At 33.7% G+C, this 13,307-nt stretch carries 8 protein-coding genes; all 8 read left to right on the top strand.

Annotation, left to right across the window (positions count from 1 at the left end):
- The first annotated feature begins 77 nt into the window (after positions 1-77).
- On the top strand, positions 78-3,473 hold the full coding sequence (locus tag HYN56_RS22510) for a SusC/RagA family TonB-linked outer membrane protein (RefSeq protein ID WP_240622618.1): 3,396 nt from the start codon (positions 78-80) through the stop codon (positions 3,471-3,473).
- Between the two features lie 7 nt (positions 3,474-3,480).
- Positions 3,481-4,914 (top strand): SusD/RagB family nutrient-binding outer membrane lipoprotein, encoded by a 1,434-nt coding sequence (locus tag HYN56_RS22505; protein WP_109194251.1) that lies wholly within the window; start codon positions 3,481-3,483, stop codon positions 4,912-4,914.
- Between the two features lie 11 nt (positions 4,915-4,925).
- A complete protein-coding gene (locus HYN56_RS22500; protein WP_109194250.1) occupies positions 4,926-6,500 on the top strand; it encodes a calcineurin-like phosphoesterase C-terminal domain-containing protein in 1,575 nt (524 codons plus the stop codon).
- 1 nt (position 6,501) lies between these two features.
- Positions 6,502-7,413, top strand: coding sequence for a glycerophosphodiester phosphodiesterase family protein (locus HYN56_RS22495; RefSeq protein WP_109194249.1), 912 nt, complete (start codon positions 6,502-6,504; stop codon positions 7,411-7,413).
- Between the two features lie 36 nt (positions 7,414-7,449).
- On the top strand, positions 7,450-7,749 hold the full coding sequence (locus HYN56_RS22490) for a hypothetical protein (RefSeq protein ID WP_109194248.1): 300 nt from the start codon (positions 7,450-7,452) through the stop codon (positions 7,747-7,749).
- Positions 7,750-8,013: 264 nt separating this feature from the next.
- Positions 8,014-10,035 (top strand): polyphosphate kinase 1, encoded by a 2,022-nt coding sequence (gene ppk1, locus HYN56_RS22485; protein ID WP_109194247.1) that lies wholly within the window; start codon positions 8,014-8,016, stop codon positions 10,033-10,035.
- 224 nt (positions 10,036-10,259) lie between these two features.
- Positions 10,260-10,670 carry a ribonuclease E inhibitor RraB gene (locus HYN56_RS22480; RefSeq protein WP_109194246.1) on the top strand — a complete coding sequence of 137 codons (411 nt, stop codon included), beginning with the start codon at positions 10,260-10,262 and terminating at the stop codon, positions 10,668-10,670.
- 671 nt (positions 10,671-11,341) lie between these two features.
- Complete coding sequence (locus HYN56_RS22475; RefSeq protein ID WP_109194245.1) at positions 11,342-12,901, top strand: helix-turn-helix domain-containing protein; 1,560 nt, start codon at positions 11,342-11,344, stop codon at positions 12,899-12,901.
- Positions 12,902-13,307: the final 406 nt, after the last annotated feature.

Here is a 13,307-nt window from a genome sequence, read left to right as displayed (position 1 = left end):
AAAAGACTAAAAATAAAATTTAGAGCCTAATAGTAATGAATACGAAACTACAATTTTTTTTCAATAAGTATATAAAGATGAAAAATCTTTACTTAATGATTTTATTAATTTCTTCCTTTAATGGATTTGCTTCTGTACAGTCGGGTAAAGATGTGCAGATTAGCCTTAATCTAAAAGATGCGGCAATTACAGAATTTTTCAGCGCAGTAGAACAGAAAACATCTTTTACTTTTCTTTTTGACGAAAAGATATCTGGAAGTTCGCAACGCATTTCCATTTATGCAGAAAAGGAAAGTCTTGATGGGGTGCTTGCAAAAGTAGCAGCAAAAACAGGTCTTTCATTTAAAAAACTAAACAACACTATTACAGTTACCAAAAATCTTCGTGCTCAGATGAATGTGCGAGGAAAAGTTTTGGACGAAAGCGGTATGCCGATGCCGGGAGTTACTATTCTTGAAAAAGGAACAAAAACAAACACGATGACAGACATGGAAGGGAATTTCAGCTTTGCTGTAAATGCTTCGGCTGTCCTTGTAGTTTCTTACATGGGATATGTTTCTCAAGAGATTCAAGCGAGTGCTAATCCAATTACTGTTGTAATGAAATTAAGTACAAGCGAACTTAATGAAGTTGTAGTAACGGCTTTGGGAATTAAAAGAGAAGAGAAACGTTTGGGATTCTCACAGCAGACCATTAAATCTGATAATTTATCTCAGGGAAGACCAAATAACTGGTCATCTGGATTAAAAGGAAAAGTGGCAGGTTTAAGTATTACTTCTACAGGTTCCGGTCCATTAAACTCTCAGCAGATTACACTTCGAGGAAACAGATCTTTAAGTCCAAAAGGAAATTATGCTTTGATTGTTGTTGACGGAGTTCCTGTAAATGCTGAAATGACAACGTCGGGTTCAAGCAGCGCCTATATGGGAGAAGATTCTCCGATTGATTACGGAAACGGAATCTCTGATCTTAATCTGGATGATATCGATGAGGTTACGGTTTTAAAAGGTGCAGGTGCAACTGCGCTTTACGGAAGCCGTGCAGCAAACGGAGCCTTAATTATTACGACAAAATCTGGAAAGAAAAACAAAGGTTTAGGAATTTCTTTAAATACAGGAGCAACATTTGATGTGATCCAGAGATGGCCGGATTATCAATATACTTACGGACAGGGAACTGGAAATTCGCCAGATGCCTCGGGGAATCAATATTATTCTTATGGAAATTCGGCAGACGGAACTTCAACCAGCGGAACCAGTAGTGCCTGGGGACCGGCTTTTACGGGACAGAATTTCTACCAATATGATCCGACTTTACAAGGACAGTCGGCTCAAAGATTGCCTTGGCAGCCTTACCGAGATAATCGTAAAGATTTCTGGAGAACGGGTGTGACTTTAAACAATAATATTTCTATTCAGGGTGGAGATAACAAAGGTTCTATGCGTCTTTCCGTTGGAAATCAAAAGAATGAATGGATTATGCCGAATACAGGTTTTGATAGAGTTACTGCTGCTGTTAATGCCAATTATCAGGTATCTGACAGAATTAAATTGGGAACGGCAATAAATTACAATACAAGAAATAGTGACAATTTACCTTCTACAGGTTACAACAATGGTTCTATCGCTTATTTTATGATTTTTCAACAGCCCAATATCGACTTGGACTGGTATCGTCCAATTTGGGTGAAAGGTAAAGAGCAAATCGAGCAGTTACATCCTTTCAGCTCTTTTATAGATAATCCGTATTTGATTGCTTATGAAGCGACTAATACATTAGACAGTGATCAAATTGTAGGTAATATTTTTGCCAACATCACTTTGTCGTCAAATCTGGAATTAATGCTTCGCTCTTCTATGAACACTTACAATCAGACAAGGGAGCAGAAAAGACCTTATAGTATCAACAGATATGCAAAAGGATTTTATGAAAGACAAGATGTTTTTAAACAAGAAATCAACTCTGATTTTTTACTTTCTTATAAAAAAGACTTCGGAAATAAATTCTCTCTTGCCGCTTCAGCCGGAGGAAATGCCATGAGTTATAAATACAGAAGAACAGAAGCCGAAGTTACAGGTTTAGTTGTACCGGGAGTTTACAAACTTTCAAATGGTTCCAGTGCACCAATTTTGACTTTAGGTGATGCGTACAAAAAAATGAGCAGTTTGTATGGTTTGGTATCAATGTCTTATGCGGATATGCTTTTTGTTGATATTACAGGAAGAAATGACTGGACAAGTACACTTCCGGTTGAAAACAATTCCTTCTTTTATCCGTCGATTAATACAAGTGCGGTTATTTCTGAAATAGTTTCACTTCCTAAATCAATTGATTTCTTAAAATACAGACTTTCTTTTGCTCAGGTAGGAAATGATACAGAACCTTATAAAACCCAAAAATATTACGGACAAAGTGCCTTTCCAAGTTCAGCACAGACTTTAACGGTTTTATATAACGACCATTTTAAACCTGAAATTACAACAAGTTTTGAGACAGGTTTCGAAATTAGAATGCTTAAAAACCGACTTACAGCAGACGCTACAATTTATGAGAGTGTTACCAAAAATCAAATTATCGATATCCCAATGGATTTTTCAACAGGTTACAGTGGTGCGGTTTTGAATGGAGGAAAAGTCAGAAACCGAGGCATCGAATTGACGCTTGGCGGAAAAATTATTGATGGTGAAAAATTCAAATGGAATTCAACTGTAAACTGGTCTCGCAACTGGAATAAAGTAATGGAACTTCCGGAAGGAATTGATGGTCAGCAGATTATTGGTACAGGAGGAACGGCTTCTATCATTGCAAAAGTGGGCGGAACCACAAGCGCCATTTACGGTTTCGGATTTGTACGTTCTCCTGATGGTCAGATTGTTTACGATAATGCGGGTCTTCCGGCGTATCCTGAAGAAATTCAATACATTGGCGATGCAAGTCCAAAATGGAAAGCGGGTTGGGTGAATAGTTTTTCAATCGGAAACTTCACTATGAATGTTACTTTAGACGGTCAGTATGGAGGAATTATTTATTCGCAGACACATCACAAACTTTCTGAGCAAGGAAAATTGAATTCAAATAATTTGGGCAGGGAAACCGGCTTTATCATTGGCGAAGGTGTAGTTCAAAATGCAGACGGTTCTTATTCTCCCAATACGATACAAGTAAAAACAGCAGATTGGTATACTCGTTATTATCGAAGAGCCAATATCGAATCCAACTCTTTTGATGCTTCTTTTGGAAAACTTCGCGAAATAAGTCTTCAATATACTATGCCAAAAAGATGGCTGAAAAATACAGGACTTCAGTCAGTTCAGTTTTCACTTTTCGGAAGAGATTTAGCAACTGTTTCAGATTTCCCAATTTACGATCCGGAAACAGCAGCATTAAACGGAGATACCATTTTACCAGGTATTGAAATGGGGCAGATGCCTTCACCGGCTACTTATGGTTTCAATTTAAGTTTGACTTTATAATAAGACAATGAAAAAGATAAAAATTACAGCAATATTATTAATGCTTACAGGGCTTACAATTTCTTGTACAGGAGGTTATGAAGAACTAAATGAGAACCCTAATCTTATTACCGAAATAAGTCCGGGCACTTTAATTAATCCAATTATTTACGGAATAGCTTCGCAGAATGCATCGCAGAGTGTAGATGTTACTTTTCATTTAATGCAGGTTTCACTTCCTTTTCCAAGTATTTCAGGAGGTTTGCATCGTTATGATGTCAGCAATAATATTGGAAACTCGGCTTGGAATAATTATTACAAATGGCTGAATAATATCAGAGAAATGCGAATGGCTTCTGTAAAAGCAGGAGACGGCAACTACGAAGCAGTGGCATTAACGCTGAATGCGTTGGTGTATGCTAATCTTACAGATCTTTTTGGGCCTGTTCCGATGACCGAAGCGGTAAGCGGAGAAGATGGCATTTTGTATCCAAAGTATGATACGCAGGAGTTTATTTATGAAACAATTTTAGCCGATTTAGAAAGAGCCAATACGCTTTATGACACAAGTAAAGCGATGATTTATACAGAAGATATTTTGTTTCAAAACAATGTTCTGAAATGGAAAAAGTTTACCAATTCTTTAAAAATGAGATTGCTGTTAAGAGTTTCTAACAGAACAGAAACAGGAGCTTTTGCAAAACTGGCTTATATGGCAGATCATCCTGAGGTTTACCCTGTTTTCACCAATACTGCCGAAAGCGCTATTTTGAAAGTAACAGGTGTTTCGCCAAATGTTTCTCCGTGGGGAAGACCACAGGATTTTAATTTGAACATCAAAATGGCTTCTTTCTTTATTGACAATCTAAATACGCTTGAAGATCCGAGAAGAGCTATAATTGCAACTGGAGCAACAGCTTTGGTTACCAATGCGCCAATCGGATTTAAAGGAATTACAAGCGCTTATGCCGGTTCTGATTCTCAGTTCAAATATAATGCTTCGACACTTTTGAACACACAGGTGCAAAATCCAATGCAGATTTTTCTTTTAACGTATGCTGAAGTTGAATTTATTAAAGCCGAATTAGCACAGCGAGGTCTTATTACAGATGCCGCGGGACATTACGAAAAAGGAGTGAGAGCAGGAATCGAGCAACTAAAAGCGACAACTCCAACGACTTATTTTAGTAAACCAGAAGCACAGTATGATGGAACTTTGGAAAGAATCATGCTGCAGAAATACTACGCTTTATATTTTACAGATTATCAGCAATGGTTTGAATACCGTAGAACAGGATTGCCTGTATTGCCTACGACTACTGCAATGTTAAACAATGGAGTTATGCCGTCAAGATTCACTTATCCAGACAATCAGCAGATTAAAAACACTGAAAACTATCATAAAGCAGTTGAAATGGTTGGAGGCGATAATATCAATACGAAAGTTTGGTGGGATAAATAAAATAGTAAGAAATGAAAAAGACATTTATATACAGCGCATTATTGTTTTGCGGGGTTTTAACAGCACAGACAAGCGTAAAGGGAATCGTATTTGAAGATTTAAATCAAAACGGTAAAAAAGAAAAAAAAGAAAAAGGAATTGCAAATGTTGCCGTAACCAATGGACGTGAAGTAGTTTTAACTGATAAAAAAGGAAACTACGAACTGCCACTGCAAAGCGATGCAATAATTGCTGTAATCAAACCTTCGGGGTACAAGATTCAGGTTAATAAAGATAATCTGCCTCAGTTTTTCTATAATCATAAACCAGCGGGTTCTCCTAAAGGGAAATTTGATGGAGTTGCTCCAACAGGAAAATTACCGGAATCTGTAGATTTCGGATTGCTTCCGCAGAAAGAAACCAATGATTTTACGGCCCTTGTTTTTGGCGATCCACAGCCCTATACTTTAGAAGAAGTTGATTTTTTTACAAGAGGAATTGTTGCCGAAGTCGAAGGTATTAAAAATATTCCGTTTGGATTAAGTATGGGAGATTTGGTGGGAAATGACCTTAGTTTATTCAATCCGTATATTCAGGCAGTAAAAAAAGTTGGAATTCCGTGGTACAATCTTTTAGGAAATCATGATTTAAATTTTGACGCCAAAGAAGATAAATTGGCAGATGAAACGTACGAAGCTCATTTTGGCCCAGCTAACTATGCTTTCAATTATGGGAAAGTGCATTTTATTGTGATGGATGATGTTTTATATCCAGACCCAAGAGATCATGAAGGTTATTGGGGAGGATTTACTGAAGAGCAAATGCAGTTTATAGCAAATGATCTTAAAACGGTTCCAAAAGACAATTTGATTGTTCTGGCTTTCCATATTCCGATAAGCGAACCGGACAGTAAAGACGATTCTTTCAGAGATGAAGACCGTCAAAAGTTATTTGAATTGTTGAAAGATTTCCCAAATACACTTTCCGTTTCGGCACATACTCATTTACAAAGACAAGATTTTTTCGAAAAGAAAGACGGCTGGTTACAAGAAACTCCGCATCATCATTATAATATAGGAACCACATCAGGCGACTGGTATTCCGGAAAACTGGATGAGAAGGGAATTCCAATTTCGGTTATGAGAGATGGAACTCCAAAAGGGTATGCTTTCATTCATTTTAATGGAAATAAATATACCGTTGATTATAAAGTAGCGGGAAAACCGGAAAATTATCAAATGAAAGTTTTCGCTCCAAAAGTGGTAGCCAAGGCAAAACGTACCAAATCCGGGGTATTTGCCAATTTTTTCATGGGAAGTAAAAAAGATAAAGTCGTGTATCGAGTAGATCAGGGAGAATGGAAAGAAATGGAATATGTAGAAGTACAGGATCCATCTTACGTAGAATTGGTTTACGAATGGGAATTGTCTGAGGTGTTAATGCCGGGAAAACGTTCGTCAGATCCTGAAAAAAGCACGCACGTTTGGAGAGGAAATATTCCTTCTGATCTTGCTATTGGAGAACATACTATCGAAATTAAAGCAACAGATATGTTTGGTAAAACGCATTCGTCAAATACCACTTACAGAATCGATAAAGTGAAATAAAATGCTAAAAATCAAAAAGATATTTTGTGTATTAATTGCAGTATCAGCAACATATTCTTGCGGAAATCAAAAAGCAATTACAGCAAAAAGAACGATTGAAGTTCAGGGACATCGAGGAGATCGTGGCAATTTTCCTGAGAATTCGATTCCTGCGTTTCTTAGTGCTGTAAAAAAAGGTGCAGATGTTGTAGAATTGGACGTCGTGATTTCTAAAGATCAGAAAGTAGTGGTTTCTCACGAACCTTTTATGTCGTCGCAATACATGATTGATACCGAAGGAAAGCCAATTTCAAAAGATAAAGAAAAGAGTTATAACCTTTATGAAATGACCTATGACAGCATTAGAAAGTTTGATGGAGGTTCGAGAGGAAATAATGCTTTTCCGATGCAGCAAAAACAAAAAACATACAAGCCTTTACTTTCAGAAGTAATTGATAATGTAGAAGGATTTATCGCCAAAAACAATCTAAAATCAGTTCGATACAATATCGAAATCAAATCTGAAAAATCAGATTACGGAAAAAGACAACCGGAACCGGAAGCTTTTACGGATTTGGTAATGAAGATTATTAAAGAAAAAGGCATTGAGCAAAAGATCAATATACAGTCTTTTGATCCCACCGTATTAAATGTAATGCATAAAAGATATCCTAAAACAAAAATTGCTTATCTGGTTGGAGAAAGCAGTATCTCAGAAAATCTTTTATTGCTTGATTTTAAGCCGGAAATCTACAGTCCGCATTATAAATTGCTCAACCAAACGGCAGTCGATTCACTTCGATTGATGAAGATGAAAATCATTCCGTGGACTGTTAATGATGATAAAGCAATTGATAATATGATACAGCTTCAGGTTGACGGAATTATTACAGACTATCCTGAAAAAGTATTGCAAAAATTAAATTTAAAATAGCGTTTTGATTAATTAACTTAATAAGAAGATTTGATAATGAATGGAATAAATTCCAGAGAGCACCGGATTATTGCTGCAGCCTTTGATAAATTTGACGAGATGTCTTCGGTATTTTCATATGTACTGGAAGAATCTCAGGAATCAGAAATCCGGGAAGGCATGGAATCGCTGGAAAAGTTATACGAGAAATATAGCAAGCTGTACGGCGAACTCGAAAGATGTATTAAGGAATATGAGGGAAAGAAAAAAAGAGTACGAACAGCGGTGAACAAAGGAAACCGAAAACTGCTTTCTGAAATGCGAAAAAATCCACCGTTGTTAAATTTGAATATTTAAGTGTTGATTTAAATTTTCATAAAAACAGCCTTCAAGTCTTAGACTTGGAGGTTTTTTATTTCTGTAACTTTTCAATTTTTTAACTTTAATTATAATCTTTGATGCATATGACATCATAAATAAATGAGATAATATTATGATATGTTAGCAAGAGATTATTTTTTGGTTAATTGCTTGAATTTATGATGCAGTGAAGAAAAATTAATGACTTAAATTTACGAAGTTAGTATTGTTAATTCAGCTTTAACCATCAAAACCTAAAACGTGCATAACCATCTTATTCCTTCGGAAATCTCGTGGCTTTCTTTCAACAACTGTATTTTGGATGAAGCCGAAGACTTAAATAATGCAGTATATGACCGGATCAAATTTTTGGCCATCCATTCTTCCAATCTGGATGAGTTTTTCAGAGTCAAAATAAATAAACTGCAGAAAAAGAAGACGAAGAAAAACAGTGATCTCTTAGAAGATGTTTTAAAAGAAGTAAACCGACAACAAAACAGATTTGGAAAAATATGGAGTTATTCCATTTTGACTGAATTGGCGCTAAATGATATTATTTATTATGAATATCAGGAATTGCTGCCAGCACACTTAACAGAGATTGAATATTATTTCAAAAGTATTATTCTGTCTTATATACAAGTTGTTTATATTACAGTAAATCAGCCCAAAACTTATTTTTTAAATAACAGAAGTTTATATTTTTTGGTAAAATTAAAAGATACTAAGGGCAATTATAATTTTGCTTATTTAAATATTCCTTCAGATAAACTGGAACGTTTTAAGCAGCTGGAAAGTATAGAAAACAGACAGTATATTATTTCGATTGATACGATAATCAGAAATTGTTTATCATTGATATTTCCTGCGGATAAAATCATTTCGTGCAATGCCATAAAATTAAACCGGGATGAAAATTATTTAATTGAAGACGAAACTTCAGGCGATTTAATTGCCAAAATTGAAGCAAAAGTCGAAGAGCGTAAAAAAGGTACTGCTACAAGATTTTTATACGATTCTAATATGGATGCAGATTCTTTTTCAATCTGTAAAAAAGCATTCAAACTTTACAAAAGTGAAATGATAAAAGGAGGAAGTCATCATAACTTTTTTGATTTATTCAAATTTCCAAATCCTGTAAAACCAAAATTGCAGGGAGCAAATTATCCAAATCTTCCCCATCTGCCTTTTGAAAACAAAACATCGATTTTTGATGTCATAAAAAAACAAAACCAACTGCTTCATTTTCCATATCAATCCTATTATTATGTGCTTCAGTTTTTTAATCAGGCCGCAATAAATAAAAATGTTACGGAAATTAAAATTACATTATATCTTATATCTTCTCAATCCTTAATTGCAAATGCTTTAATCAGCGCTGCAAAAAATGGCAAAAAAGTAACCGTTTTTGTTGAGGTAAAAGCGCGTTTTGATGAACATAATAATTTGTACTGGTCTAAAGAAATGAAAAACGCAGGTATTAAAATCATCCAGAGTCTTCCTAATTTAAAAGTACATGCCAAAGCGGCCATGATTACAATGAAAGACAAGTACGGCAATAAAAAGAATTATGCCTATTTGTCAACAGGAAATTTCAATGAAAGTACAGCAAATATCTATTCAGATTTTGGTTTTTTTACCGCAGAAACGGCGTATACCAATGATTTAAAAAAGATATTTTCCTTTTTAAAAACCAAGAAAAAAGGCACAGATCCAAAGCATATCCTAGCTGCCGGTTTTAATATGAAGGAAAAATTGCTGGAACTAATGGATGCAGAAATAAAAAATAAAAAAGCAGATAAACCGGCATCTATATTTTTAAAAGTAAACGGACTGGATGAAAAGGATATTATTGATAAACTTATTGAAGCCGATAGAGCTGGTGTCGAAGTTACGTTAATAGTCCGCGGAATATGTACGCTTTTACCGGGAATTAAAAAAGTATCACAAAACATAAAAATCTATCGCATTGTCGATATGTTTTTAGAGCATTCCAGAATCTATAAATTTGCCAATAACGGACACGAAAAAATCTATTTATCTTCTGCAGATATGTTAAGCCGAAATTTAAACAGAAGAATAGAAGTGGCTTTTCCTGTGTACGATGAAAAACATATTGAAGAAATAAATAAAATTATTCAATTGCAATTAGAAGATAATACCAAAAAAAGAACAATAAACAGCGAAGGCGGTAGTGAAGTGGAAATAGAAGATCATATAACTCCAAGTAGGGCACAGGACGAAACTTACAATTGGCTTGCTGATGCCAATAAGTTAGCGTAAATTGATTTGCAAAAAGGACTTTATTTAAAGAACGCTTAAAGGAGGATAAGAATTTTTAAGTTTATAATTAGATAACCATTAAATAAAACACATTAAAATTAGCCATTGTAGAATGAGTTTATGGGACAGCTAAAAGCTTTAATGTTAAGTTTTTATTATCTGCTTTAATGTGATATACGATTTATATATGTTTGTTAAAGTAATCAAAATAATAAGCCTTACAAATGAGTATATTAAATTTCCTAAAGCCCAAAAAAGAGAAAAGATTAGTTTCTGAAAATGATTTTAATGCAAATTTAGTTAAGCATTACAGGCTTGCTACAGAATCTCTAGTGAGTCTTAGGGATGCTGAAATTGAAGAAGAAGATGAACTGAAAATCGATTACTTTTTTTACTCGGATTCTCTTTTAAAAGCAGAAGCATTACAAATAGAATTGCAAAATATTGGTTATATCGTAAAAAATAAAGTGGCTCCTCATAATAAAAGTGCCTTTGTAATTTCCGGAAGAACAACAGAAGTCAGAATGATGCATGAATCATTAAGTAAATGGGTAGCAGAAATGTGCGAAATTGGATATAAGCATGACAGCAGTTTCGATACTTGGGAAATTGTTGTTGAATCTTATATTAAATAGAATATTGAAATTAATGAAAATATTTGTTCAAATTGTGAAGCAGGAAACGAGACAAACTCAAAAAAATGCTCGTCCTGCTGATATCGTTCGGAAGTTTTAGAAAATCATGAATCTTTAATAGATCCATAGCATAACTTATTTTAGCATTTATAACAAAGTCTTTAATTTTCGAAGTGCTTTTATATTTCAACTTACTCCTACAAAATACTATTTTTTCCCGATCAAATCATAGATTATTGACAGTTGAAAATTGAAATAAAACTGCTTTTTGCCATGTTATAAAAAAATAAATCATCTCAATTTTGAAGAAAAAATACTAAATATGATTATTAACTTCGAAATGTATTTTTTTGAAATTTTAAATTGAATTTATGTAGCAAATGTATAGTTGATGTTTTAAATTTGCAAAAAGCAAAGTGTAATTTTTACACTGAGTTTTGTATTAGAATATAGGTATGGTTTGTATTTTTTAGTTATCATTCTAAGTTTAATCAAGAACATTTTAAATTATTATAAGGATCCCCAAGTCTTTAATCTACTATTAAAATGAAGATGAAAGAGCTAAACTGTTTTAGTATTTAGTTTTTTGTCTAAAAAGAATTTTTAAACTCATTAATTGATTACACAAGCAAACAGCAATATGCTGTAAAGCTTGCTTTTCTTATATTTTTATGCGCCTAAAATCTATTTTTTTTCTTTTTGTATTTTTAATTTTTAGTGACTTATGTTATTCTCAGAGTTCAAAATATGACAAGGTTTTTAACGAAACATCTACCGTACTTCTAAGTTCAAATCCGGAAAAGGCACTTCGAAATACCGCTTATCTTTATGAAATTTCAGCAAATAACACAGAGCGTATAAAAGCATCTATGCTTAGAGCGACGCTTCTGCGCCAAAACGGTATGCGAAATGAGGCTGTTATAGCTTTAAAACGTGCAGATAGTTTGGCAGTATTGGATAAAAATTATAATCTTCAGGCAAGAATAAATGGTTTTCTTTCGACTATTTATCGTGAATACGAAATTTACAGTCTTGGTAAAGTTTATTTGCAGAAAGCAATAGCAGTTAGTAAAAAGATTGAAAACAAGAATGAAATGTATAAATTTCAGGGGACGTTATCTCAGGAAATTGCTTATTATGAAATGTATTCTTCTAATTTTTCGAAAGCAATCGCAGATCTTAAAGTTGGAAAGAAAAAATTTGAGTTGGCTGATTCCACTATAGATAAAAAATTCCACATAGCTGTTAATGATGAGCTTATTGGAAAAAATTACCTTTCCTTGCAAAAGATTGATTCGGCATTGATTTATTTTCAAAAAGCGGAGAAAGAACTCTCAGAATCGGAATCTTCAAAGAGTCCGTTAAAAGGTTTTATATTTAATGGCTTTGGAAATGTATATGCAAGTGTTGGTGATGATAAAAAAGCACTACTTTATTATCAGAAAGCGGAAGAGATTGCAATGGCCTCAGATTTTTTTACATTAAAGCAGGAATTGTACACTTCGTTAATGCAATTTTATAAAAAGACTGACTATAAAAAGTACATCGAGTATAATGAATTGAATCTGAAGTTGAAAAAAGATGAGGAAGATAGTCGTAAAAGTAATACAGATGAGTTAATTAAAACGCTAAGAGAGGAGCAAGAACAGAATCAGTCTAAATATCAACAGAGTAGGATTATTATTGCTGTTTGCTGTTTTGTTTTTGTGGTCTTAATTGCGTTGGTGGTATATGTATTTAGAAGAAAGAAGTATTATACGTCAAAATTATCTAGTGATAAGACAGAGGTCGTATACATTGAAGAAGATGAAAAGCCTAAGCAGGAAGCTTCTAAAGAATATATGTCCGAGGCTACAGAAAATGCTATTTTAGAGAAAATACACAAGCTTGAAGAATCTCACTTTTATCTCAATAAAGATATTTCGTTAAATTATGTTGCGGTAAAACTATCTATAAATCAGCGTTATATATCATATGTCATAAACAAAAACAAATCCATTGATTTTGCAGGATACATAAATGAATTACGAATACATTATATTACAGATCGTTTAAGAAACGACAGTAATTTTTTAAAGTATAAAATTAGTTTTCTTGCAGATCTCTGTGGTTTTTCTTCTCATAGCAGATTTACAACTACTTTTAAAAAGGTTACCGGGGTATCTCCCTTAACTTTTATTACTGATCTCCAGGAGGAACGTGATAAAGAAAAAAAAGAGCAGGGGGAATAGTTTAGAAAATACACAGAATAAAAAAACATCAATTTTGATTTTTCAGATTGATGTTTTTTTGTTTTTAGATTGCTTTAGAAGAGAAAAACTAATTGCAATTTTTCTCTTCTAACGTAATAATTTGTTCTGGAATACTCCATTATTTCGTATCAAATGATACCTCTTTTTAGTCGGTTTACTCGCTTTTTTGAAAAAAAATGATGTTAACAATGAGCGAAAAATAACATGTTTTTTTTTCAAAAAAGATTACATTCTCAATTCTTAAAATTATCTCTGTAATCCTCTTCTTATTTTCTGTTGAAAAGCGTTAAATCGATTGTTTTTTATAATTGATTGCTGATGAGTTAGTTATTGATTTTTGCATTGCTTAATACTTTTTATTTTACGTAATCTGGCAAGCCTTTTT

It is taken from the genome of Flavobacterium crocinum, assembly GCF_003122385.1.
Classification (GTDB): Bacteria; Bacteroidota; Bacteroidia; order Flavobacteriales; family Flavobacteriaceae; genus Flavobacterium; species Flavobacterium crocinum.
This window is presented reverse-complemented; position numbering and strand designations above follow the sequence as displayed.